General features: G+C 40.2%; 20 protein-coding genes and 1 riboswitch. Of the genes, 14 read left to right on the top strand and 6 right to left on the bottom strand.

What is annotated here, in order from left to right:
- The first annotated feature begins 101 nt into the window (after window positions 1-101).
- From ADU24_RS17330 to ADU24_RS17295, 8 genes are all read left to right on the top strand, one after another.
- Window positions 102-644: a hypothetical protein gene (locus ADU24_RS17330; RefSeq protein WP_053367801.1), complete on the top strand. Its 543-nt coding sequence runs from the start codon at window positions 102-104 to the stop codon at window positions 642-644.
- A gap of 786 nt (window positions 645-1,430) precedes the next feature.
- Complete coding sequence (locus ADU24_RS17325) at window positions 1,431-2,855, top strand: Wadjet anti-phage system protein JetA family protein (RefSeq protein ID WP_053367800.1); 1,425 nt, start codon at window positions 1,431-1,433, stop codon at window positions 2,853-2,855.
- Complete coding sequence (locus ADU24_RS17320; RefSeq protein ID WP_053367799.1) at window positions 2,852-3,316, top strand: DUF4194 domain-containing protein; 465 nt, start codon at window positions 2,852-2,854, stop codon at window positions 3,314-3,316. Before ADU24_RS17325 ends, ADU24_RS17320 begins: the two co-directional genes overlap by 4 nt.
- Window positions 3,313-6,645, top strand: coding sequence for an ATP-binding protein (locus ADU24_RS17315; RefSeq protein ID WP_053367798.1), 3,333 nt, complete (start codon window positions 3,313-3,315; stop codon window positions 6,643-6,645). The genes ADU24_RS17320 and ADU24_RS17315 overlap by 4 nt, the downstream gene beginning before the upstream one ends.
- Window positions 6,581-7,879: a Wadjet anti-phage system protein JetD domain-containing protein gene (locus ADU24_RS17310; RefSeq protein ID WP_053367797.1), complete on the top strand. Its 1,299-nt coding sequence runs from the start codon at window positions 6,581-6,583 to the stop codon at window positions 7,877-7,879. The genes ADU24_RS17315 and ADU24_RS17310 overlap by 65 nt, the downstream gene beginning before the upstream one ends.
- A gap of 351 nt (window positions 7,880-8,230) precedes the next feature.
- Window positions 8,231-9,298, top strand: a complete 1,068-nt coding sequence (locus tag ADU24_RS17305; RefSeq protein WP_053367796.1) for a M14 family zinc carboxypeptidase — start codon at window positions 8,231-8,233, stop codon at window positions 9,296-9,298.
- 467 nt (window positions 9,299-9,765) lie between these two features.
- A riboswitch (cyclic di-GMP riboswitch) is annotated at window positions 9,766-9,848 on the top strand.
- A 71-nt stretch (window positions 9,849-9,919) separates the two neighbouring features.
- A complete protein-coding gene (locus tag ADU24_RS23120) occupies window positions 9,920-10,684 on the top strand; it encodes a hypothetical protein (protein WP_053367795.1) in 765 nt (254 codons plus the stop codon).
- A 257-nt stretch (window positions 10,685-10,941) separates the two neighbouring features.
- Entirely contained in the window at window positions 10,942-11,499 is a 558-nt protein-coding gene (locus ADU24_RS17295; RefSeq protein WP_053367794.1) for a hypothetical protein, read from the top strand.
- Between the two features lie 231 nt (window positions 11,500-11,730).
- On the opposite strand, the gene ADU24_RS17290 is transcribed toward ADU24_RS17295, so the two are convergent.
- The gene (locus tag ADU24_RS17290; RefSeq protein ID WP_053368982.1) at window positions 11,731-12,624 is read right to left on the bottom strand and encodes a glycerophosphodiester phosphodiesterase; all 894 of its coding nucleotides are present in this window, start codon (window positions 12,622-12,624) and stop codon (window positions 11,731-11,733) included.
- Between the two features lie 529 nt (window positions 12,625-13,153).
- Between ADU24_RS17290 and ADU24_RS17285 the strand changes: the two genes are divergently transcribed.
- Window positions 13,154-13,354 (top strand): hypothetical protein, encoded by a 201-nt coding sequence (locus ADU24_RS17285; protein ID WP_053367793.1) that lies wholly within the window; start codon window positions 13,154-13,156, stop codon window positions 13,352-13,354.
- A 221-nt stretch (window positions 13,355-13,575) separates the two neighbouring features.
- On the opposite strand, the gene ADU24_RS17280 is transcribed toward ADU24_RS17285, so the two are convergent.
- From ADU24_RS17280 to ADU24_RS17265, 4 genes are read right to left on the bottom strand one after another with little or no spacing between them, the layout of a single operon-like run.
- Window positions 13,576-15,048: a glycoside hydrolase family 1 protein gene (locus tag ADU24_RS17280; RefSeq protein ID WP_053367792.1), complete on the bottom strand. Its 1,473-nt coding sequence runs from the start codon at window positions 15,046-15,048 to the stop codon at window positions 13,576-13,578.
- 27 nt (window positions 15,049-15,075) lie between these two features.
- Complete coding sequence (locus ADU24_RS17275; protein WP_053367791.1) at window positions 15,076-15,423, bottom strand: PTS lactose/cellobiose transporter subunit IIA; 348 nt, start codon at window positions 15,421-15,423, stop codon at window positions 15,076-15,078.
- A 32-nt stretch (window positions 15,424-15,455) separates the two neighbouring features.
- Window positions 15,456-16,712, bottom strand: coding sequence for a PTS transporter subunit EIIC (locus ADU24_RS17270; protein WP_053367790.1), 1,257 nt, complete (start codon window positions 16,710-16,712; stop codon window positions 15,456-15,458).
- Window positions 16,713-16,729: 17 nt separating this feature from the next.
- Window positions 16,730-17,050, bottom strand: coding sequence for a PTS sugar transporter subunit IIB (locus ADU24_RS17265; protein WP_053367789.1), 321 nt, complete (start codon window positions 17,048-17,050; stop codon window positions 16,730-16,732).
- A gap of 196 nt (window positions 17,051-17,246) precedes the next feature.
- On the opposite strand from ADU24_RS17265, the gene ADU24_RS17260 reads away from it, so the two are divergent.
- Complete coding sequence (locus ADU24_RS17260) at window positions 17,247-19,139, top strand: BglG family transcription antiterminator (RefSeq protein WP_053367788.1); 1,893 nt, start codon at window positions 17,247-17,249, stop codon at window positions 19,137-19,139.
- 130 nt (window positions 19,140-19,269) lie between these two features.
- Here ADU24_RS17260 and ADU24_RS17255 read toward each other — a convergent pair whose 3' ends face one another.
- Entirely contained in the window at window positions 19,270-20,319 is a 1,050-nt protein-coding gene (locus tag ADU24_RS17255) for an SEC-C metal-binding domain-containing protein (protein ID WP_197277524.1), read from the bottom strand.
- Window positions 20,320-20,681: 362 nt separating this feature from the next.
- Here ADU24_RS17255 and ADU24_RS17250 point away from each other — a divergent pair, with 362 nt between their 5' ends.
- From ADU24_RS17250 to ADU24_RS17235, 4 genes are all read left to right on the top strand, one after another.
- The gene (locus tag ADU24_RS17250) at window positions 20,682-21,875 is read left to right on the top strand and encodes a M20 family metallopeptidase (RefSeq protein WP_053367786.1); all 1,194 of its coding nucleotides are present in this window, start codon (window positions 20,682-20,684) and stop codon (window positions 21,873-21,875) included.
- A 270-nt stretch (window positions 21,876-22,145) separates the two neighbouring features.
- Window positions 22,146-22,967: a DUF3100 domain-containing protein gene (locus ADU24_RS17245; protein WP_053367785.1), complete on the top strand. Its 822-nt coding sequence runs from the start codon at window positions 22,146-22,148 to the stop codon at window positions 22,965-22,967.
- Between the two features lie 6 nt (window positions 22,968-22,973).
- On the top strand, window positions 22,974-23,429 hold the full coding sequence (locus tag ADU24_RS17240) for a hypothetical protein (RefSeq protein ID WP_053367784.1): 456 nt from the start codon (window positions 22,974-22,976) through the stop codon (window positions 23,427-23,429).
- A 231-nt stretch (window positions 23,430-23,660) separates the two neighbouring features.
- Complete coding sequence (locus ADU24_RS17235) at window positions 23,661-24,569, top strand: nuclease-related domain-containing protein (protein WP_053367783.1); 909 nt, start codon at window positions 23,661-23,663, stop codon at window positions 24,567-24,569.
- Window positions 24,570-24,742: the final 173 nt, after the last annotated feature.

The raw sequence follows: 24,742 nt of genomic DNA, 5'->3' as shown, positions 1-24,742 counted from the left end.
CACTATATTATAATAGAAGATACTAGGTTTAGTGTGGTGGTCCGGGTTCAGAATGGAAAGTAGTGTATTGAGGATCCAAAAAAGAAAGAGGCGGATTGAGGATGATAATGAAGGTAAATGAGAAGAAGATTATTAAGGATGAAGACAAGCTGTTGGCCAAGTGGAAATTGGTTATAGATTATTTGGAAGAAAGAGGAAGAGAACCCGAGTTGGTCCTGGAGATTCTTTCTAAACTAGATGGACTACACGAATTACTTGAACGAAGAGGGAACAACGAAATGGAGCCAGTTGCTGATGCAGTTGAATTGTTTACTGTTTCAAGAGGGAAGTCTTTTAAGTATAAAGGGTCAGTTGAAGAAGGAACTATGATTTACTTTGGCCATAATAAGTATGAGTTTATTGATCGTGAAGTTTATAAAGAATTGCTTCATACATTTTCAGGTAAGCGGGTCTTAATAGGTGAACCCACCCTAAAAAACCCCACTGCAGAGAGTATGGGAACCTGGCTAAAGAGTAAAGTGAAAGCAAGAGCGATGTATTCCTATATAGCTCCAGTATTGATTAAAGAGGAATATGCCTTTTTGCCAGATGATGAAACTAGGAATGAGATTCAGTTTAGGAGGTTTGGTGGTGGGAAGAAATAGAGTGCTGAATGCGTTTAGGTAGCTTATTTAAAGTACCTGAGTTGTTTATTATTAGTAATGTATTCCACAGATATTGATTTGCCCGCTACGATTTTGCACGCTTAACCAAGATTTACCCTAGGGACGGTTCGGATGGCTTATAGATGCTAGGAGAAACGTCCCGGTGGCAACACGTCATTGTTCAACAAGAAGGGAGTTTTCTCTTTCAATAGTTTTGCCGTTCAAGTGGTGCGGGGGGTAAGGCGAGTGGTGGGTATTTTCGGGCCTGCTGCTAGAGGCAGGCATGCGATGATGGAAAACACTAAATTTATAAGTGTTTTGTTCAATAATAAAGCGGTGGCGGTTCCCGTTTTTCATTCGGTAAGATGCAGGGTGAAGTCGGGGAGAATTACGTGATTCATCTTCTAGGTATTATCGTAGTGCGGTTTCGATAAGTTGTGGAATGAGTAATTGGTCCCCCGTTCTAACCGCTAGCACGGTTAGAACGGAGGCTTCTTTTGTAGGGATAGCTCCTGGGGTAAGCACCAATCCACAAAAAAGCTCTATTCATTTATATTTCGCGTTGCTGGCAAATGGTACAAGATATTTGGGAAGGGTATGAAGTCAACTTGAAGTACTATCGTCTTGCTTCCCTTTCCATTGCTTTTATTAAACCAACATTAAAGAAACAAAGTGTCTATCATTTGTTCTAATGCAATAAAGATTAGGGTCTATGGCGAATGGTTATTATTTCCTTCCTGTATGCTATAATTTATTTAATATAACAACACCTAAGGTGGTCCATATATGAAGCTCTTTGAAGTATTGCCTGACCGCTTTTTTAGCTTATTTTCGGGAGGCAATAAGGATATTTACGCTGAAGCGGTTCTCTCGCTGTACGAGCAATATAAAATCAGCAGATTTGGAATAGATTACGAGCTTATGAGAGATTTATTCCAAGAATTGATTGAGACATATGAAGAATTGGGAGTCGAGTTTGAACCTGAAGAAGAAAGGCTAGGTTATTCAGACGAGACAGAAGGGATACATAGAGGAAAAGCAAATGCATTGCTGAGAAAACTCCTACAGATGAAGTGGATAGATGTTGAAACGAGGAATAATTTTAAACAGTATATAATTTTGCCCCATTACTCAATCAGAATTCTTGGAGTGCTTCAGGATTTGTGCAAGGCAAGAAAGGTAGAATTGCAAAGCTATGCCCTAAATACGTACTATCTTCTTAGTTCCGAAAGTATGGAAGAACAACCTAGTTTGGCAATTTTTGAGGCAGCAAACATCACCGATAGACTCATTGAGGAGTTGAGGTTGCTTTTAAATAATATGAAAAGCCATATGGAGCAGGTTGTTAGCAAACAATCACTCCAGGAAGTATTGGATCATCACTTTGATAATTATATGAAAAAAATAGTTGATAAAAGCTATCATCGCCTTAGGACCTCTGATCATGTTTCAAAATACAGGTTAAAAATTTTGGAGACTGTTCATCAATGGACTGTAGATGAGGGATTGTTTAGCCTTGCTTTAGATGATGCAATGAAATCAGGATTATGTGCTTCACTGGAGGAAGCTGAAGAGAGGCTAAAGACCGCTCTGCAATTTATCCAAGAAACCTATGGGAACTTGGATGAATTATATGAACAGATTGACATAAGGCATCATCAATACCTTAAATCCTCATATGACCGAGCCCGTTATTTAACACAGCATAACCAGGGAATGGAATATAAAATTGCCTCAATATTGGAAGCGCTCACAATAGAAGATGGGAGTCTCGGCCACTTTGTAACAGAGGTCTTTCGTATAAATGAAACAAATATTTTGGTCGAAAAGTCACTCTTAGCTCCAAGAAAAAAAAGAGAAGCTCACCAACCTGAAAGACATAAAGTGATCCCAATATCGGAGGAGCTAAAAAAGAAAATTCGAAACAAAAGCATAGAAAAAATTGAAAATGCAATAAATCGGCAAAAAATCAACCAGTTTGTGTTGGAACGCCTTCGGGGCCGAAATGAAGTGGGGATGTCCGAGCTTGCCCCAAAAACAATTGAAGAGTATTTATACTTACCCTATGTTTATCTATATGGATATGATTTACAATCGGACTATCGTTTAGTTAGGGCAAATGAACGATGTATTCTCCATATTGGAGAATTTCGATTTGACGATCGGACAATAATGCTGAATAACACCAAAAAAAGGGAGGCCAAGCGGTGATTATAGAAGGAAGCGAACTGGAACAAAAAGAGCTCCAGGAAGTCATAAACAAACTGATATCGGTAAATGTCCTTGTAAAGGAATTAGATAGGAATTCTTATTATCTTGCTAACCGGCTTAAGCCACAACTTGAGGGATTTTTTCGCTTCCTTGGCTGGGATTTTGTTATTGATGATAGGCACGAAACGGTTTTTGTGACATCCCCAACCGCATTGCACCGAAAGAGGCTGAGCAAGGAAGAAAGCATTTGGCTTTTAGTGCTGAGGATTCTTTACCAGGAAAAAAGAGAAAGCCTCTCTTTATCAGAATTTCCAATCGTTAACCTATATGAAATAAAGGCAAAGTATGCGACGTTCCAGTTAGCTGCTTTTTCAAAGACAAAGCTAAATGATTATGTGCGTTTGTGTGTTCACTATCAATTGTTGCAACCACTTGACAAAGATTTGAATGTAAATGGATGAAGAAGCTGAAGTTGATTAATTGGCACTATTTTCAGGATGAGGAAATCATATTTGGAAAACAAACGATGATTACTGGGAGGAACGCGGCTGGAAAGTCAACAATCATAGATGCCCTACAAGTGTTGTTTATTGCCAACTTAAAGATGATTCGGTTTAATTCTTCCGCACATGATGATGCCAAGCGTTCATTAATTAGTTACCTGAGAGGGAAAATTGGGAGTGACCAACAAAAATACATCAGAGAAGGTGATTTTACTACATATATTATGGCGGAGTTTTTTGATGAGAAGAAACGCAGTTATTTTACCGTCGGAACGGTTATTGATGTGTATAGGGATGATAACTGTGACCAGGAGTTCTTTATTATTAATGATTGCCCACTGGACAATATCAACTATTTAAATGAAACTGGCCATCTGAAAAACCGGGATAGTTTTCATCATTATGTTGCGCGCCTCAAAAATAAAACCATCCAGGAGAGATCAAAAGAAGGTTATCAAAAGGCCTTGTTAAGCCGGATGGGCCATGTGAATCCTCGCTTTTTCTCCTCTTTTTCAAAAGCACTATCCTTTAAACCGATTCAAAATGTCCGTGATTTTGTCTACGACTATATCTTGGACAAAAAAGAGCTTCAGCTTGATATCATGAAGGAAAACTTTGAAATTCATCAAAAATATAAACGTGAATTGGAAGATATGGGAGTTCGCAAAGCCCATTTATCTTCAATTAAAGACATATACTCACAATATAAGAAAGGGCTTGACACAGTAGCCCAGCAGGAATATGTAATTAGGTCGTTAGAACTTGAAAAACAGAAGGAGGATATCAAAAAATTATCAATTTCCATATCTGGACTTCAAGAAAAGATTAATCACTTAACAGTTGAACAGGAACAAGCCAATAAAGAGCATGAAACAGCAAAGGAAAATAGTCTAACCGCTTTCCAGAAATGGCAGAGTTATAAAGACAAAAACAAGCAGGAAGAGCTTACAAAGAAAATTAATGAGAATTCAGACGTGCTGTCGAAAATGAAAAATACGTTTCGGGCTTTCATTGCTGAAATAGAGACCGAAAAACAAATGATAGAGGACTTAAAATCTTTGCCTAATAATCCATATTGGGAATGTAGCGACCGTACTTTCATGGAGGAGGGTATTCAAACCCTTGAGTCCATTCTTGCTGGACTAAAAGCTCCAACCCAGGAGAATAACCTTGATAATAAGCAAACGCTAGACAAGCTTGGGGTGGAACTCTCCGATCTATACAACAAATTTGTTGTGGCAAAAAATGATACTGACAAACAGATAACCGAGTTGAAAGGAAAAATTAGTAAACTAAATACTGATATTCAAAACTTAAAAAATAAGAAAGTAACCTACCCCTCTTCGGTTAAGGCGTTGAAAGATTTACTAGAGAGAGAGCTCAGCGGAAAATCTCAGGTATGGATTTTTTGCGAGGAAATGGAAGTGGTGGACGAAGCCTGGAGAAATGCCATAGAGGGCTATTTGCACACCCAAAAGTTTGATGTTTTAGTTGAACCGGCTTTTTTTGAGCAAGCTTTATCTGCTTATGAACGAGAAAAGTGGAACCTTAAAATAGAGGGGGCTGGCTTGGTTAATACAAACGAGGAAAAGGAGTATTTGGGGTTAGTCCAAAAAGGATCGCTTGCGGGAGAACTTGAAACCCCGAACAAGGTTATTAAAGCAAGAATTGACCACTTGCTCGGGAAACTCATGAAGGTTACTTCAGAAAAGGGACTCAGCCAGCATCGAGCAGCCATTACGAGTAGCTGTATGCTATATCAGAATCTTACGGCCAGGCAGATAAAAAAGGAAAGGTACCAAGTTCCTTATATTGGAACAAAAGCAATCCCCAGGCAGTTGGAGTTAAAGCAACAAGAACTTGATGACACTAAAATGGCGCTTGTGGAAATTGGAGTACTCCAACAGCTATTTGAAAAGTGGAAAAATAACCTTGCTGAAAAACGAAGCCAATACCAAAAGTTTAGCGAGGACTTGGATTTGCCCATTAAGATTAGCAAACTTGAAGCAGTTAATAGGGAGCTTAAACAACAGCTTTCTCAGCTTGATTTTGAGGGGATTGAAAGGCTGAAAACAGATTACGAGAACTGTAAACGAACAGAGAAACACTGGGAAGAGGAAATTAAACGATTAAGTGGTGAAATAGTAGGTACAAAAGTAAGGTGTGAGCAGCAAGAAGAATTCCTAGGAAATTTGAAAGGAGAAATGTTGAATTTAATAGAGTGCGTCAGTACGTGGAAGAAAGAGCATTCCCCTGAAATGTATAATGCGGCGATGGATCGGCTTAAAGAGGCTGAAAAGCAGTCTGTCCCACTTTCAGAGAAGATTGAAAATTGGCTCGGTAACCAAAAGGGTAATGAGACCCAGGCGCAAAAAAGGTTCGATAAACTTAAAAATGTACGGCATGACTATAATATAAAGCATTTCTATAGCGGTAATGAAGATGCTAAGGATAACAATGAATATGAACATTTGCTTGAACAAATCGATATTGATATTGAATCTTATAAAGAGAAGTTGGAAGAAGCGCTAAAACAGTCTGAAGAAGAATTCAAATCTCATTTTATCTATAAACTAAGAGAAGCCATAGAAGATGCCAGAATGCAATTTAGAATTCTAAATGACTCCCTTAAAAAATTTCCTTTTCACCAGGAAAGCTATCAATTTGAAGTTAAATCGAGCGAAAAGTATAAACGCTTTTATAATGTCATCATGGATCCGAATATTATGGAGGAAGGGACTTTATTCGACCTGCCAGAAGATGAGAAACACCAATCTCTTCATGAGTTATTTGATGTTTTGATAAAGGGTGAAGCAGGAGAGCAGGAAGAGTTTACGGATTATCGCCGTTATTTGGACTTTGATATTATTATTTCGAATGGGAGCGTCGATATCAAGTTTTCTCAAGTGCTCAAAGAGAAGTCCGGGGGCGAGACGCAGACTCCTTTTTACATAGCGATTTTGTCTTCCTTTAATCAGTTGTATAGCTCGAATAAAACAATGAGACTCGTTGTTTTTGATGAAGCATTTAATAAAATGGATGAAGAAAGAATTCAAACCAGCCTACGTTTGATAAAAACGATGAATTTTCAGCTAATAGCAGCCGTGCCTGACGAAAAACTACCCAACATGGCACCGGAAGTATCAACCATAATCATGGTTCACAGAGATGGCTATAATTGCTTTACAGATATGATTGATAGAACCTGTGGGGAGGATTATGATGGAGCAGTCGATAGTCAGGCAGTATCAGTACAGGATTCTCTCTTTTCTTTTGGACAAATATGAAACTAGCAAAGCTTTTAAGGAAAATAGAGTCACTCAGCAGCGTCCCCAGTTTTCCATGAACAAAATCACCAATCCAATAACCAAAGACTATTATGATGAAATGGATTTTCGGAAAAGGGATGAGATTCACCAAGCAGTGACGGAACTCAGTGAAAAAGGGATCATTGAAGTAAAATGGTCAAAATATAAGCATGGTGAAGAGATAGAAAAGATTTATCTTAATTATGATCAAGTTGATAAAGCCTATGAAAAAACCGGAATTGTCCCAAAGCAACAGAAGCTGCAGACAATAAGAAGGATTTTGACTCCTTTACAGGAGCATCCCTGGGATTGGGTGAGGCTTTTTTGGCAACATTATGATGATTCGTTATCCAGGAATCATACCGCTGGCCTTGATATTAATGAACCAAAAGGCCATGAAGATTTAGTAAAAACTCTATTGCATTTGCCCACAATGAAAGAGGGAACAACAAAAAGAGTGCTGAGCCATTCTCTCTTTCATGACACGAAATACTTTGAAAAAAATGTCCAGTCAAGGCTGCTGTCAATTTATAAGCGCTTTGGTAATAATGAAATGGAAACGGATATTGAGTATTTGGATGCAATAGGCATAGTTGATACCCCGAAACTCACAAGGATTTCTGGCCCGCTGGTGTTTATCTGTAATGGAGTAACCACAAATATTTCAGGGCTTCCTGGTGGGATTGGATTAACCTTTGAAACCATTAGTAATCTTGAGATTATACAGATTAGTGCTAAACGAATTATCCTTATAGAAAACCTGACTGCTTATAATGAATTTCTATCGGGAAGCGTCAAAGAAGAAGTAGAGGAGCTACATATTTCCGGAAATCCAACTGATAATCTTGTCATTTATACGGGTGGTTTTCCGCATCATGCACTTCGCAAACTTCTGTTAAAGTTGAAGAATTTTCTGGAGGAACAGAATAGTAATATAAAGGTATTTCACTGGGGAGATATTGATTATGGCGGTATTTTAATTTATGAACACTTGCGGAATAACTATTTTCCAAAATTAGAACCACTTTTTATGAATGTGTATATATACCAAAAACATTGCGACTATGGCCTTGAATTCACGCCAGGTTACGAAGAAAAGTTGGTTTTACTTCTTGAGAATAAAAGCTACATGCATTGGAAAAGCCTAATTGAAGCTATAATAAAGAACAAAAAGCGACTTGAACAAGAAAGTTTGCTAATCAATTGGTGGTAGGATCGTAGGTCGTTCACTACTTCTACAACAATAGAAACAACTCGAAACTAGAAGAACAATTAGCGCCTATATAAACAATCCCACTGAAGTAACAGATGAATCGGCCTGACTATAATAGTCCGGCCGATTCGTCTGTTTTTCTCTTTAAACTTTCCTTCTTACCCTTAACAGGATCCCCTGAAACTCCTTCTTTTGTACGAAATTCATAATTTACTACTGAACTATACCTCCTATTTTGAGCGTAAAGATTTGTCAAATAAATAGAGATTCCTGTCTATTAAAGTTCCTCCGTAAAATTAGTAAACTTATGTTGTCTGATATTTCGGGCAAATGTAATTTTGGAGGGATTCGATGAAGAATAAGAAGAAGGTTTTAGCTTTTTCACTATCAGGGCTGTTGGCTTTTGGCGGAATTACCGCGGTTGGTCTGCCCGTTGGCGCTGTGGGTAATGGCCCGAGTGCTGGGAATGGGTCCATCCAGACATCTATTTTACATACGTATGAAAGTATGGTTGAATACCTGAAAACCCAGGACGCAAAGCAGGCTGCGATGGAACTTGAAGTCATCGGCAAAACCGTGAAGGGCCGGGATATTTACGTGGCGAAATACATTTCCAACCCTTCTAATCCGACCATCCTGTTCCTGACACAGCAGCATGGCAATGAACAGCTGACAACCGAAGGCGCCATGGAATTCATCAAGCATCTAGGGACTGGGAAAACAAAGGGTGTGCTGAATAATGTAAACGTTCTCATTATTCCGATGCTGAATGCTGATGGTGCTATGGGCGATGTGAATTTCTCATTGGATCATTATCTTGCGGACGGCGACCGCCACTTAACCCGCTACAATGCCAATGAAGTGGACTTAAACCGGGAGCATGACAAAGCCACATCAGCGATGCAGCCTGAAGTGCGCGCGCTTCATGAAAATGTATTCCAAAAGTACAAAATCGATTATATGATTGACCTGCACCACCAGGGAACGAGGAGTGAAACGGAAGGACAATTGGTTTCCGGTTCCATCCTCTATCCGACGAACGAAAACGTCAAACCTGAGGTTCTTGAAAAATCCAAGAAGCTTGGGGCGATTGTCTATAATGAACTTGAAAGCAAGGGCTGGGGGCATATCGGCAAATATGTCGGAGGCTCAGAGGAAAGAATCGGGCGCAATGGAGCTGCTGTCCGTTATGGTATTTCAACACTCCTTTTTGAAATGCGTGGGATGTCCGACCATTATATTGAATCCTATGCCCTCGGCCAAAAGAGCAATGGCTATCTGATCAAACAAACGGTCGAAACCTTGGATGCAGCCGTAAATGCAATAGCCGACGGATCGATTGATAAAGCAGACACAAGCTTCTGGGACACCCTTCCTGAACAAAAGAATAGGGCGTCTGAAGAAGAAGCGGACGAATAGGTAGGACTGGAAAGATACGCAAAGACAAGATTGAGTAGCGTCCCTGTTAGAACCACTAACCTGGTTCTGGCGGTGGCGTTTTTTTGTTTTTACCCGGCGGGGTGCGGAAGCAAGGGGACGGTTCTAGTGCTTACAATTTAAAAATTTGTTGATTCGAAAGGAAGCACAGTGGTTTTACGTCTATAAAATGAACTCTGGGATGCGGGAGCTTTGGCTTCCGTATTTTTTACTCTTAAAAGGTTTTATTTTGCTGGGATGAAGGAGGGAAAAGTGCGTGATATTACGTCATATTGAGGAGTTTCTATGTTAAAAAATAAAATGTAAAGCAAGCCCAAGAGTTAGATAACGGCCTTTGTTTGTAATATTTATGTTGGAAAATAGGTAATAATGCGTAGAAAAATGATTAAAATTGTAAAAAATAGTTGAAATATCAAAGGATAATGGTAATATAATCCTATAAAAGAACTATTCGATAACGGCAAACCTGCTGAAAGGCAGGGACGCAAAGCCACGGGCCTAAAGCAATTGCAATGGCAGCCGGGTCGCCGAAAATAGATGGATATGAAAAAAGAATCCACTGTTTTTGTGGGTTCTTTTATTTTGCCAAAGGGGGATAAAATAATGGGATTTTTGCGTGAATTAGGGAGATTTACCGGACAGGCTGCCGGATTTGTAATTGGCGGTGCTGTAAATGTCGTTGGGGAAGTGACAGGAAGCAAGTTTATTAAAGAGGTCGGAGATGGCGTAATAAAAGCGTCCGAGTTTGCCGGAGATACAGTAGGGCAGGTTGCAGACGGTGCCTGGAATGCCGCATCCGGATTCGTTCAAAATGATGATAGCAAGATAGAGAAAGGCTTCAATGATATTGGTAGCTCTGTATCGCGCACGGCTAAAGGGGTGTATGAAACCGCCAAAGGGACCATCCATAACGGCAAAGAAGTATTTGAAGGTTTTGCGACTAATGATGATGAACGGATTAAACAAGGTGTAAAAAATATAGCAAAGACAGTGGCGATTGGCACGTTGGCTGTGGGTATAGTTGATATGGTGGATGGAATCGATATTGGCGATCCTATGGAGAACCAGAATTTGGCGAATGGTGAAGTTGGAATAGACGGTGGAGATGATACCATGAATATTCAGCATGTTGAGTCTCCCGATACGCAACTGGGAATGGCAGATACAGCTGAAACAACGGAGGCGCCAGGAACTACTCATGTAACTCCGCATGAAGTGAGCGGCTATTACCGGGCAGACGGAACATATGTTGATGGCTACTACCGGGATGGCGATGGCAATCCAGCAACTAGTCTGACGGAAGAGCAGGGCGGTGGTTACTTGAGGACGAATCCAGATGGAATCTTAGGGAATAATTTAAATACATAATTTTAATTGTGTCTGAGTACCAATCCCCGATTTTTCTTGTTTCAAAGCCTGGTTGTCCCATACTGGGTGTAAAGAAAATGGTGCGAATTGGTATAGTTGTAAGGGAACCCGCCAGACGGAATGTGACTTGGCGGGTTTTTAATTTGGGGAACACATTGGATTTTAGAATCTTAATACTTAATGGCCAATTTTTTTCGGAAAAGACCAAAACCGTAAAATAATTCAATACATATTTATTATTCTAGCGAGGTGTTTTTATGTATTTTACCTTAACAACGTTTCTTTTCTTTTGTTTAATCGTTTACACTCTTATAATCCTTTTGGTGGGAAACTACACCATTGGATCCGCTGAGAAAAAATATGAAAATATTGCTAAATATTTAATAGACAAACATGGTTATAGCTTAGAACAAATTAATAGTATTCATTTTAACAAATCAGAACAAAGCAAGTTTAAAATATTTATATTTAAACATTTTCTGAACATGAATGCTGTTGTGTATTATCTATCGATAATAATGTTATTGTTTTATATTGCACATCATATTTTCGGAATAGTTTTTTTGGATTTACCAAAATATGAAACTGTAAACTTTGTGATAGATAATAAACCGTTAGAAGTCGTTGATAACAACCAAAATAAAATTAATTTGAAAATTTTATCTAACGAAGATCCAGTGCCAAAGAGTTTTATATATAAGTTGTTATCAGACAATAGCATTCATCAATACTGGATAAATATAGCTACCCTTGCTGGTCTCGCTTTTTTGTTAAGGGATTTAAAAACTAAAGTAAATAAACAGAAAAAATTATAAACACATTACCAGTTTTTTTTTATATGCGCAAAGGTTCATAAGAGGGATATTCAATAAATATTAAACGGCTAGAAAATAACAGGGCTGGACACCTTAAAAATACGAGGAAAGCATCTGGGACACCCTTCCTGAACAAAAGAATCGGGCATCTGAAGAAGAATAATGAAACAAGAAATGACGTGTGCAAATTCACACGTCATTTCTTATGTCTTTTATCAATAAAGGCTTATTTTATGAGTTGCGATTTTTCAGGACTTCTTGGAGGCGGTCAGGGAAGTTGGTGAACATTCCTGTTACGCCCCAGTCGAGCAGTTTTTCCATATCGGCTGTTTCGTTCACTGTATAGGGGTGGATCAACAGGCCGCTGTCGCGGACCTTTTGTACATAGGCTTTATCGATTTTGCCATAATTCATGCCAAGTCCGATGCTATAAGATTTGTACTCTTCCAGCTCTTCATCAGTCACGGTCGCTGGCTGATCGTACCAAAGCAGCTGGACCAATGGGATGGTCGGATCCAGTTCATGGACCATTTTCAGGCTGTCCGCGCTGAATGATTGAACGATGACTTTGCTGGAAGGCACATTTTTCCCTGTCAATTTATACTCGTTCAGGATTTCCACTAGTTTTTCTTCCATGCCAGGGTAAACTCCGGGAGATTTTGTTTCGATGTAATAGCGGGCGCCGGTCCCGAATGTTTCAATGACTTCCTGCAATGTCGGAACTTTAAGGCCCGCGTACTCAGGCTTGGCATACTCCGGATACTTCTCATTGAACCAGGAACCAGCATCAAGCTGCTTGATTTCCGCGAGTGTAAAATCCTTAACATGGCCGGTCCCATTCGTTGTACGGTCCAACGTTTCATCATGCATGGCAATCAATTCGCCATCTTTTGTCATTTGGAGGTCAATTTCTATGTAGTCGCCTTTCATTTGCTGGCCGAGCTCGTAAGCGGGAAGTGTATGCTCAGGAGCGTGCCCGGATGCACCGCGATGCGAAACATTTAAGATTTTGTTTGGATTAAGAGAAGGCTTAATCGTTTCCGCCGCCTGTACCTGGCTGACTGCTCCAGTTCCAATACCGACAATTGCCGCAGACATCATGACATTTCTGAAAAAACTTTTCATCAACATTTAAAATCCCTCCATTCAGTAGTCTCTTAAAGTTTAATGAACGTAAATGAATAGAGTGTGAAGGGGGAGTGAAAGTATGGTAATAAAATTGTAAAAAGGTTCTTCGCCATAAATGCTGGTTTAGGATTAAATACTTAATTTAAATGTTGGTTGGAGCGAAAGGCGCGCAGACTCCTGCGGGAAAAGCTGGCCAGGGGAGACCCCGCAGGCATGGGTTTTGCCGAGGAGGCTCCCGGACTGCCCGCGGAAAGCGAAGCGCCTGTAGCGTAAATCAACATATTTGCAAAAACCACTTTTTGCGGTGAAGAATCTGTAAATACTGAAAGTGCAATTTTTTCCGAGATTACATTGCAGTTTACAGAGTTTGCTTAAGGCAGCGGAGGAAGGGTACATTAGTATTGAGGTGAGAAGGATGAAAGTTACAATTAGTAATGATGCAAAACAGCAGCTTGTTCATGTATTTGGTGCCGAACCGATTATTAAGATTAATCAAGTTCGAACAACCGGTTGAGGGGCTACCTATGTGTACGAACTTGCTCAGGTTGAGCAAATAAAAGATGAAGAAGTATTTAAAGAAGGCGAAATTACAATCGTCATTGACCGGCATACTGTCAGTGATCTGGATGGCGATATCGTAATTGACCATAAGAGTAATTACGGGTTTATTCTTAAAAATAGTTTTGAAATTTTAACTTTTGGGATGAAGGTAATAAAATCATCGTAAAGTTGATTGCTTTTTAAAGATGGGGGGCCTAGTCCAAAGGCAGTTCTCGCTGTTTGTTGGCCTGTAAAATTGCTATCAGTTAATCTAAATAGCGCATTTGAAAAACCAGCCCGTTAAGCTATTTGAGTTGCTTAACGGGCTGGTTTTGTATTTTGACATGCTCACCACCCAAGTTATGCTGAAGTGATGATTCTAGTTTTTGATGAGGGATGTCCGGGCAATTATTTTAACAAAGGTGGTAAAGAGTCTTTTGTTTCATATAAAGATTCACCATGAGTATGAATAACTTTCTGATACCAAGAAAAGCTATCTTTTTTAATTCTCTTTCGGGAGCCTTGTCCATCATCATCGATGTCAACATAAATAAAACCGTATCTTTTACTCATTTCACTGCTTGAAGAGCTGACAATATCAATTGGAGCCCAAGCGAGATAAGCTAGAACTTCCACGCCTTCATCCATGCATTCCTTCAATACTTTCAGATGGACTCGGTAGTAATCGACCCGGTAGTCATCATGGACGGTTCCATCTTCTAGCTTGTCGATAGCTCCGTATCCATTTTCTGCAATGATAATAGGCACTTTATATCGATCCCAGTATTGTGAAATGCTATTATAGAAACCTAGAGGATCTACTCTCCAATTCCAAGGAGTGGGTTTCAAGTAAGGGTTTTGTTCGTAAGAGTTAATAGCCATAGTGTTTTTTTCATAATCGACGATATAAGTGGAATAGTAGCTTATCCCTAAAAATTCCATCTTATTGTTTGCCAGCAGCTCTTGATCTCCATCTTCCATTGTTATGGAGATGTTGTTGTCGGAAAAATACTTTAGGGCATATTGAGGGTATTCCCCATTGAGCTGAACGTCTGTAAAGAAATATTGCATTCTATTTTTTTTCATGGTCCATACAATATCTTCTGGCTTACATGAAGCTGGATATCGTGTGCAATCTGAAACCATGGTTCCAATTTTAGTCGTCAGGCCCATATTTTTTGCGATTTCTTTCACTCTAGCTGTCGCGACAAACTGATTATGAACGGCTTGGTACATTAATTCTTCCATATTTTCTGCTTGGTCATCACATAACCCCAATGAACCAAATTGAACTGTCGGGACTAAATTGACTTGGTTAAAAACAATCCAATATGGTACTTTTTCCCCGAATCTTTCTAATAGAACTTTGGCATATCTTACAAAAAAGTCAGTCACTTTTCTATTGGCAAAGCCTCCGTATTCGGTAACAAGAGTGAGAGGGATATCATAATGGGCCATTGTAATGATCGGTACCATGCCATTCGATATAATTTCGTCGATTAACTTATCATAGAATGCAAGGCCTTTTTCATTTGGAAATTCTTCATCCCCTCTTGGAAAAATTCTTGACCAAGAGATGCTCGTTCTAAACGTCTTCAATCCAAGCTCCGCTAACAAAGCCAAGTCTTGCTCGTAGGTATGATAAAAGTCTATCCCATGTCTTTTAGGGTAATAACCTTCTTTATCATTCATTCTTTCTATAATCGTCTGAAGTGTTCCTCCACCTTCGTATTTGATATTGCCTCTATCCATTTTAGAGTTATATTTATGCAGATCGGAAGTTGAAAGACCCCTTCCGTCTGCATCAAATGCGCCTTCAATTTGACAAGCCGCGACTGCTCCGCCAAAAAGAAAATCTTTTGGGAAAGATAAATTACTCATTCGTTTATTCTCCTTCTTTTGGAACTTTTATTTACGATTTACGATTAGCTCATATAACTCAATCATTTTTTTAGTCATCCGTATCTCAGACATGATTGTCATCAAATGGTCCTGGGCATGGTTGAACAATAAGGAAGGTTCGTGCGTGATTCCTCGTGTTTCATCCTGAATGACTTGTGTTTGGGCTCGGTGTGCTTTTAAGATTTCTTTATCTGCTTCTTTCATTTTTTCATGTGCAGCCTGAAAGTCAGCTTCTTTTGCACACTTAAATGCTTCGTCAGCAACCACTCTTGCATCACCCGCATGTAAGATGATCTGCATAGCAGCAGAAATTAATTCGTTTTCTTCATTTACATTCTCTCTAGCATCAGACATTATTTATTTCACCAATCCTTTAATGTATTTGTTTAAGCTCCTATTGGGCTAGTTGTTTCTTCAAGTTCTTCTTCTTTCAATTTTTCTTTTTCATATACTTTAAAGAATGGGTACCAAGTTAAAAGATAGATTCCTAACAGGACAAGAAAAACGATAATGGCTCGTAAATCCTGCGTTATCATAACTCTTGAAAAAGGCGCTGGAATTTGCCCGACATAAACCATTTTATCTGGTATATTCAATAAACCGGATTTCATTACAGTCCAAATGACTACTGGTCCCGTGATGGCATTAATCCACAAAGGCAACATTAGAAATGGATTCATCACAACAGGCGCGCTAAACATTAGGGGCTCATTAATATTAAATATAGAAGGCAAGATAGAGATTTTGCCTATCGTTTTTAAATCTCTTGATTTAGAGAAAAGCATTAGTAGGTTTAAGCCTAACGTAGCTCCTACTCCCCCCATTGTAATAAGCGCGGCTGTGAAAACCGTTTCAATTGTTACAATATTTGTAGCAGGCAAACCTTGCGCTGCTGCATCAATATTAGCTGAAATCCCTGCCATATAAATTGGTGTTGTGAGCGCGCTCCAAAACCATGCGGAAATTCCTAATGAGTAGAAGAAAGTCATAATAAAAACGATTAAAATAAATCCTGGTAAGGTTTGTCCAAATGATTGGATAGGAGAAAATGCTTTAATAATCAAATCAAAGATATCTAACTTAAATTTGAATGTTAATAAAGCAGTTAATCCGATTGATGTTATGATCGGAAAGATATTGTTAATCCATTCAACGACGAAAACCGGTAAGTTGGAATCACGTAACAGCTTCAGCTTTCCGAACATATTAAAAATAAACCCGACAAAAATCCCTGCAATGATTCCCACTATAATTCCTGTGGGGCCAAAACGTCCAAACGCTACAGTCATCATTCCGTTATCATCAAATGTCGGGTTAATAAACATCATAAATACACAGATTGCTGTTAATCCGGCACTTACCATGTAACCTGGATGCCGCAGCTTTTCCATCAGCTGGTTTGTCATCATGAAGGCAATTAACAACCCTAACATTCCAAATGAGTAGTCGGCAATCTTCCCTAAGTCTGGAAGTGCTTGTATATAGGATCGCAAGACATTATATAGAAAAATAGATGCACCAACTAAAATGAACGGAATAATTTTTTGCATAGCGCTTGATAGTGCTGCCATCCAAGGATTCCTAACAATCTTTTGCATTTTTGGAGCAAACGAATCACTTATCCATTTCATAAAAGCCTTCATATTTCCTGCCCCCTACGTTATTTTTTATTTCTAATAATATCTAAAGCAAAATCCAGTAACTGGTCTCCATCTAAAGTACCGTAAATTTTTTTAGGAATGACTTCTACAGGTACATTGAATGGTTTTCCTAATTCTGCAAACTCGTCTTTGTAAGTTTCATAGTGGGGACCTAATAACAAAACATCTACAGATGATAAGTATGCAGCTGCTTCAGTTTCACCTTTTGCATCAATAGTTACATTTAACTCCCTCTTTTTTGCAGCCTTTCTTGCTTTTTGTGCTAAGAATCCACTAGACATTCCTGCTCCACAACATAATAAAATGTTCAGGTTTTCCATAGAAGAATATCCCCCTTTGTTTTATTGTCTTTATTATTGACTAAAATCTGAAATGCCTCCACTTGTCTTTTGCACGGCAGAGTGCAAAAAAAGAAACAAAAAAATTGCACCATACAGTGCAATTAGCAAGTTGAATTAATAACCAGGTTAGATATAATTAGTTAAACATTTTAGTATGAGGTGGGGGAGAGGTACCGTGACTGACAAGAAGAGGAGATTACTACTTTATTTAATGGAGCAACAATCCCCTTGCTCTGCTTCTGAATTGGCGAAACTTTTAGATGTTTCAGTTCGCACAGTTAAAACTTATACAAAAGATATTAACATGATGACAGATAATAAGATCATTCACTCTTTTAATAAAGGCTATTTAATTAACAAACAGGATGCTCTTTCTTTATTAGCTAAACAACACTCTCTGCCGCAAAACTACTCCGAAAGAGCCTTTTATATTATCAAAAAAATATTAGTGGAACACAAACATCTAAACGTATTCGATCTTTGCAATGAATTGTTTATCGGCTACTCTACTCTTAAAGCTGACCTTTCTAAAATGAATACTACTTTTCAAAAGTTCAATGTTCGTTTTTCTACCCAAAATGATACCGTGCATATAGTAGGTATGGAAAAAGATAAGCGCTCGTTATTATCCAATGTGATTTTTGAAGAAACAAATAACCGGATTATTGACACAAATACATTAAAACAATCTTTTAACGAAGAAGATATAGAGAAAATTTCTAAAATCATTGATGACTTTTTTGTAAAAAGCAATTATTATCTAAACAATTTTTCTTATATGAACTTGTTATTACATTTTTCTATTCTTATTGATAGGGTTAAAAAAGGACACTATCTTTCAGACATTCAAGAAATTATTACGGAAAATCCCGAAGAAATGGCGCTTATTGAAAAATTATCAGAAAGAATTGAAAAAGATTTTTCCATTAGTCTAAATTCTTATGAGAGAAATGAAATTTACATTCTTTTTAAAACAAAAGTGAATTATTTGATTAACTCCAATTACCATCAATTAAAAAATATTATTGGCCCAGACTATTTGAACACCGTTTCTGGAATAATTGATGAGGTCTTAGATTTATATTCAATTGATTTAAACCATGAAGGCTTTATCATTCCATTTGGATTACACATTAAGTCATTAGTGACTAGAGCTTCTTTAAAAAAATATAATAAAAATCCCTTTTTAGAAAATATAAAGCGTGATTGTCCAATTATCTACGATATTGCAATTTTTGTATCATTGAGACTTTCTGATATTTATAAAATTGTTATAAAAGAAGATGAAACCGCTTTTATTGCGATCCATATTGGTTCAGAAATCGATCGTCAAAAATCAACAACAGACAAATTAAAGTGTATACTCCTTTGCCCGGATTATTTAGGTCTTGAAACAAAAGTTTATAATCAATTATTACTGGAGTTTTCTAATGATATTTCTATTGAGGCTATAATATCCAGTTATGAAGAAGTAGAGAACTATTCTTTCGATTTATTGATTACAGTTATTGATGATAACAGGAATAATTATTATCCATCCGTAGTGATTTCCCCATTCCACATTGAAAATCAAAAGAAGGGGATTCATGGGAAAATACATGAAATTCAGCAAACGAGGAAAAGAGAAATTATTTTCAACAATTTCGAAAAATATTTCAATGAAGAACTGTTCTTTAAGGTAGAAGACATCTCTAAAGAAGAGGTTATTGAAACTTTATGTGATGAAATGGAAAAGATGGGCTTTGTTTCTCACTCTTTCAAAGCAAACGTATTTGAAAGGGAGGACGCATCTTCTACTTCTTTTGGACAAGTGGCCATACCACATTCTGTTCATATGAATGCTCTACAAACAAATATTGGCATAGCAGTTAGCAGGAGTGGAATCACTTGGGGAGATAATATTGTACACGTAGTCTTGCTTATAGCCATCAACAAACTTGATAAGCAAATATTTTTAACTATATATGACTCCATACTATCTTTATTTGAAAATCAGAATGTCTTTGAATTGTTGAAAAATGCGTCATCTTTATCAGATTTTAAAGATCTTGTTTTCTCGAATATATAATTTTTCTTGGTCATATATCGAATACACTATTTCTCAAATGGATCATATGCCAAACATTAAAACCAGCCCGTTAAGCTATTTGAGTTGCTTAACGGGCTGTTTTTGTATTTTGGCAGACTTGTACGTCAGGTTATGCTGACGTGCTAATTTCCCCTATTTCCTCGAGCTCGTCCTTGAGGATTTTTTTCATGTCCCGGTATTTGCTTGAGATGCTGCCGGGGGAAGTTCCGTATGCTTCAGCCAATTGCTTTTGAGAGATTGAAGCGGAATTTGGACTGTGTGACAGCGTCAAATAGATGAGCGCGGCTGTATAGATTTGAGGGTTCCGGATCGCAGGGTTTGCCTTATTCGTGTATTGGATCCAAAGTTTTAGGCCGAGGTTGACCAATGTTATTGGGCCATCTATTTCGTTTATGTATTCCTGGTATGCTTCCGCGACTTTCCGGTGTTTTTCGGAAGGCCATTTCCACCCGTCCATAATGGTGAGGGGTTCCGGGAACATGAAGCGGTCAACGGCGACTAGGTAAGAATCCTTCATGAAGGATTTAGGGTTGCCATTACCGGTTTCCTTATACAATGCGAGAATTTCTCTTTTAACTTCATTCGCCAGGTGGGCTGGAATGTTGAAGAAGGTTCCAAAGAACACTTTCGGCTCTGACAGAAGGACTGTTCCAATCATGAGATCGCCTTGTTCAGGTAAATAATCCGGTTGGAGTAATTTTATTTGGGACGTTTCTTTTGTAAATACATCCTCAACTGTTAGGAAGTTGCCATTCTCCAATCCGGCTGCCCGGAAGACAGAAGGATAGCTGTTTCGCCACGCCTCGGCCATTGCTTTTACCTTTGGCCTGGAAATGGTTTTGGCGAAAGAGTCGAGGTATTCATCTATGACGGTTTTGCCATTTTTCTCAAGGGACGTGGCAAACCATGTTAGCGCGCAAAATTCGAACACCTCAATTGCCTCTTTCGGAACCGGGTGGTTTTTGTAATGCTCCTTTAGGTAATCCCTGATTTCTTTTTCATGGTTAGCCCATGTGTATCTGATCATATCGGCTTGTAATTCCTGCAATTCCTTGTCGAGCAGCTGGTCCAATTGGACAACGGACCCCTTGCCGCAGCATTTCTTGTACTTCTTTCCGCTCCCACATGGGCACTTGTCATTTCTGCCTATGTTTGACACTACTACTTGCACATCCTTTCACTTGCTTTACAACTAATCTATCATATCACAAACCCAATGATGGCGGGACTATTGGGGGTTGGCAATCCTTGGGGAAGAAAATTGAGGGTTGCTATTTTTGTATTTAAAATTTAGAATATTTAATTAACCGTAACGGAGCACGACCACTGCGACTGTTTTTATAAAAAGAGAAGAGGGGAGGAAGGCTGGCTCAAACATTCTTTTGCTATATCAATCGCGCGTGGATGCGGGTCAATTACTTTATCAATGGCGAGTGGGTACGGGTCACACGGGGGAAGTATACACGAGTATGAACCCCGTGATCACGGAAGGAATGATCGAATAATCGGGAGGGATTTTGTATGCAGGACTTTTTTGAAAAGCTGGATGAAATCTATGATGAAATAGTTTCTATTCGGAGATTTTTGCATGAATATCCGGAGTTGTCTTTTGAGGAAGTGAAAACAGCGGAATACATAGCCGATTACCACCGAGGCCTTGGGCACGAAGTCCGGACAGGCGTTGGCGGCAATGGGGTCGTTGCCTATTTAAGGGGGGACCGTCCTGGCCCGGTTGTCGCATTGCGGGCTGACTTTGACGCCCTGCCGATTTTTGAACAAACGGATTTGCCATTTAAGTCGAAAAATGACGGGGTGATGCATGCGTGCGGCCATGACGGCCATACTGCGTCATTACTCGGCCTGGCCAAGGTTTTGAATGGGATGAAGCAGGAGTTGAAAGGCACGGTCGTCTTTATCCACCAGCATGCGGAAGAATTGCCTCCGGGCGGTGCGATTTCGATGATCGAGGATGGCTGCCTGGATGGAGTCGATGTGATTTTCGGTACGCATTTACAGGCGCAAATGCCTCTGGGTGAAGTTGGGTACCGGGTTGGTGCCGTCCAGGCCGCTCCCGACCGGTTTGATATTAAAATCCAGGGGCGAGGAGGGCATGGGGCCTATCCGCATCAAACGGTTGATAGTATCGTAGTCGGAGGCCAGCTCATTAGCAATCTCCAGCAGATTGTAAGCAGGAAGGTCGATCCTTTGGACTCCGCGGTTGTATCGGTCACGTCATTCGTTGCGAAAAATCCGTACAATGTCATCGCGGATACTGCCGAAATGATCGGAACCGTCAGGACTTTTAAAGAAGAGACCCGCACGTTTATAGAAAAGGAAATGGAAAGGGTTGTTCGCGGAACGTGTGAGGTGAGTGGTGCGGACTATGAGTTCACGTATTCCCGCGGCTACCCAACCCTTGTCAACCATAAGGAGGAAACGGAATTTGTCGCCCGGTTGGCGGAGGATGTGCCTGGCGTGGAGAGGGTGGCGGAGACGGAACCGGTCATGGGCGGCGAGGATTATGCCTACTACCTGCAGCATGTGAAAGGCACGTTCTTCTTTACCGGGGCAAAGAACCCGGAGTGGAAGGACTCCTACCCGCATCATCACCCCAAATTCGATATTGATGAGCGCGCCCTGTTAATTGCCGCAAAGATACTTGGAAAAGCAACATTGGAATACATGAACGTCCATGCGAAAGAGGCAGTAAGCTAACCGAACAGTGCCAGGCACCCCTCGGAATTTGTCGGAAGCCGAACTGTGCCAGGCACCACCGGGAATTTGTCAAAAACCGAACAGTGCCAGGCACCACCCGGAATTTGTCGAAAAGCGGCCGCCGCGAAGGAGGCAGTGAGCTAAGTTGGTTTTTGAAGGCTGTGTGAGGGGATCTTGTTGTTTTGAATAGGATTGATTCAAGCGCAAATGAACATCCTTCTTTAACAAAGCTTTTGAAATAGGTAGGAATGACAAAAGGAGGAGAAGAACATGAGTGAAAATACTATGCATCTATGGAAGGATTGGCGCTTGCATCTAACCGTACTCGCCATTGTCGTTGTTGCCGAACTGATTGGCACACATAAAATTACTGTCGGGGTAGGGGTTATTCTATTGTTGCCGATGCTGTATGCGGTCATCATCGGGATTGCCGTCTATTTTACGCCGGCTGTTTCGAAAAAGCAGTCCGAGAATGCTGAATCTCTCGTGTTTATTACCTTGACTCTATTGGTCGCTAAATTTGGGGTCCAGGCAGGCCCGTCTTTACCGCTGCTGATTGAAGCAGGCCCTGCGCTCCTTCTCCAGGAGTTAGGAAACCTCGGTACGATTATCTTAGCCTTGCCGGTAGCTGTTTTACTAGGTTTGAAGAGAGAAAGCATTGGGATGACGCATTCAATTGGCCGTGAATCAAACCTGGCGCTTATCACCGATAAATACGGCCTTTCGTCTCCGGAGGGACGCGGTGTGATGGCCATGTATATTTTCGGTACAGTCTTTGGATCGATTTTCCTTGGGCTCATCTCAGGATTCCTGGCGACAGCCACGCCGCTGCATCCGTATTCATTCGGGATGGCAACGGGCATAGGAAGCGGTAGTATGGCTGCTGCTTCGCTTGGGCCGCTCGTGGCGGCTTATCCGGAGATGGCGGACGAAATTGCCGCATTTTCAGGAGCCAGCAACCTTCTAACTTCTGTCACCGGATTATACGCGAGTATTTTTATCGGCTTGCCGTTAACCGAAAAACTGTACAATGTCCTGGCAAGAAGGAAAAGCAAAAAAGAAGAAGTTAATGTGGAAGCGAAGGGGGCCTAATCACCAATGTTAAAAAGCATACAGGAATGGGTAGTATTGTTCATCATTGTTTCATTATTAATTCTTCTTGGAAACTGGATTGGGTATGAGGTTATGCCACTCGCAGCGCTTCCGGGACTGCTTGTGTTGGTAGCACTCGGTTTGCTCGGGTTGATTATCCATAAAGCCCTTCCGTTTAAAAAGATCCCGAGCATTGCCTACATTGGAATTATCGGATTCATTATTACGATTCCGGGCATGCCATTCCAGGAAAAGATTGTGGAATGGACGGCACAGGTAAATCTGTTAGCGATTGCTACCCCTATTCTTGCCTATGCCGGCATCTCGATTGGCCGCTCCTGGGCAGACTTCGCAAAGCTTGGTTGGAAAACAATCATCATCGGAATGTGTGTCCTGCTTGGCACCTATCTTGGGTCCGCACTCATTGCAGAAATTATTTTGCGGATACAAGGGGTAATCTAGTGTACGTTGTATGAAGGAAAAGCCTCCGTTATAACCGGTGTTGCGGTTGTAGCGGGGGCGTTTTTTGTTGGGACCGGCGTATTTGCCGGCTGGGTTTGGATGGGCGGGTCTTGGTGTATGGGCCAATTTTCCCAAAAAGAAAAAATTAACGGAATATTCACATTCAGATGATGGTTCCATAATCGGATTCTGTGAAATTAAGGTTAGAATACGTGAAAGGAAGTTGAGTTTATGATACTGAAGGAACGAACGGAATCTGCGGAGCTGCTTTCCATGCGGTCTTTGAACGCGCGCATTGTGTTGACTAAGAGTGAAAAGTTTTATTTGGCAAATTTGGAAATGGGGTTTGAGGGGGAGGTGGCATTCGACAAGCTTTCTGCGAAGCTTAAAGAAGAGAGGTTCATTTTGAATGATATGTTGCTCGAGGCGAACCGTTCCGATTTCCAAGTTGATTCGTTTATTATTTCGGAAGGGATCATCGACTTGGTTGATGTGAAGTATTACAAAGGTGAGTATGTGTGGAGAGATGGCGACATTTACTCGAAGCTGACAGGCCGTAAATGCAAGAATCCCCTCGACCAGCTTAACAGAAGCACTCATCTTTTCAATCAATACCTCCGGGACAACAAGCTAAATTTCCTCGTTCGCTCCACCTTGGTCTTCAATAATCCTGAATTCACCTTATACAATGCCCCAGAAGATAAGCCTATCATTCTTCCGACCCAAGTAAAACGGTTCATGGCCGAAATGGATAGCCGGCCTTCCAAACTACATGATGGCCATAAAAAACTGGCTAATATTCTATTAACATCGAATAAGGATGGCAGCCGATATTCCAAGTTGCCGGCGTATACGTATGAGGGGGTTGAGAAGGGTATTTTTTGTGGAAAATGCCTTTGTAGGATGACTACGAAGAACCAACAGGTTTTGATTTGTAGAAACTGCGGCTGCGAGGAAAAGAGTGAAGCTGCAATTGTGAGGAGCGCGAAAGAGTTTATGTTGCTTTTTCCTCAACGAATCATGACTGCCCAGAGCCTGATGCAATGGTGCCAGGCTGATTTTAGCGTCCGTACGTATACGAGGGCTTTGCAAAAGCACTTTAATGTATTAGGAAATAAAAAGAACACACATTATCAATGAGTGGTCACTAGGCGATGAGCTTCTTCTTGTTCCTTTCTTGACGAGGCGTAAGCTAGGTAAACTTGGATGAGCGACAAGGATTCGCTGGTAACCTTAAAAGGTGTCGTGCAAATCGGGATGAGCGACAAAGATTCGCTGGTAACCTTAAAAGATGTCGCACAAATCCGGATGAG

The sequence above is a fragment of the Bacillus sp. FJAT-27245 genome (genome assembly GCF_001273955.1).
Taxonomy (GTDB): domain Bacteria; phylum Bacillota; class Bacilli; order Bacillales; family Cytobacillaceae; genus Bacillus_D.
The sequence above is the reverse complement of the archived record's forward strand: the minus strand, read 5'-3'. Positions and strand labels throughout refer to the sequence as shown.

Excerpts from the sequence above, each read along its gene's own strand:
- ADU24_RS17330 (WP_053367801.1), top strand. The coding sequence starts at position 102 with ATGATAATGAAGGTAAATGAGAAGAAGATTATTAAGGATGAAGACAAG.
- ADU24_RS17325 (WP_053367800.1), top strand. The coding sequence starts at position 1,431 with ATGAAGCTCTTTGAAGTATTGCCTGACCGCTTTTTTAGCTTATTTTCG.
- ADU24_RS17315 (WP_053367798.1), top strand. The coding sequence starts at position 3,313 with ATGAAGAAGCTGAAGTTGATTAATTGGCACTATTTTCAGGATGAGGAA.
- ADU24_RS17310 (WP_053367797.1), top strand. The coding sequence starts at position 6,581 with ATGGAGCAGTCGATAGTCAGGCAGTATCAGTACAGGATTCTCTCTTTT.
- ADU24_RS17305 (WP_053367796.1), top strand. The coding sequence starts at position 8,231 with ATGAAGAATAAGAAGAAGGTTTTAGCTTTTTCACTATCAGGGCTGTTG.
- ADU24_RS23120 (WP_053367795.1), top strand. The coding sequence starts at position 9,920 with ATGGGATTTTTGCGTGAATTAGGGAGATTTACCGGACAGGCTGCCGGA.
- ADU24_RS17295 (WP_053367794.1), top strand. The coding sequence starts at position 10,942 with ATGTATTTTACCTTAACAACGTTTCTTTTCTTTTGTTTAATCGTTTAC.
- ADU24_RS17290 (WP_053368982.1), bottom strand. The coding sequence starts at position 12,624 with ATGAAAAGTTTTTTCAGAAATGTCATGATGTCTGCGGCAATTGTCGGT.
- ADU24_RS17280 (WP_053367792.1), bottom strand. The coding sequence starts at position 15,048 with ATGAGTAATTTATCTTTCCCAAAAGATTTTCTTTTTGGCGGAGCAGTC.
- ADU24_RS17275 (WP_053367791.1), bottom strand. The coding sequence starts at position 15,423 with ATGTCTGATGCTAGAGAGAATGTAAATGAAGAAAACGAATTAATTTCT.
- ADU24_RS17270 (WP_053367790.1), bottom strand. The coding sequence starts at position 16,712 with ATGAAGGCTTTTATGAAATGGATAAGTGATTCGTTTGCTCCAAAAATG.
- ADU24_RS17265 (WP_053367789.1), bottom strand. The coding sequence starts at position 17,050 with ATGGAAAACCTGAACATTTTATTATGTTGTGGAGCAGGAATGTCTAGT.
- ADU24_RS17250 (WP_053367786.1), top strand. The coding sequence starts at position 20,682 with ATGCAGGACTTTTTTGAAAAGCTGGATGAAATCTATGATGAAATAGTT.
- ADU24_RS17245 (WP_053367785.1), top strand. The coding sequence starts at position 22,146 with ATGAGTGAAAATACTATGCATCTATGGAAGGATTGGCGCTTGCATCTA.
- ADU24_RS17240 (WP_053367784.1), top strand. The coding sequence starts at position 22,974 with ATGTTAAAAAGCATACAGGAATGGGTAGTATTGTTCATCATTGTTTCA.
- ADU24_RS17235 (WP_053367783.1), top strand. The coding sequence starts at position 23,661 with ATGATACTGAAGGAACGAACGGAATCTGCGGAGCTGCTTTCCATGCGG.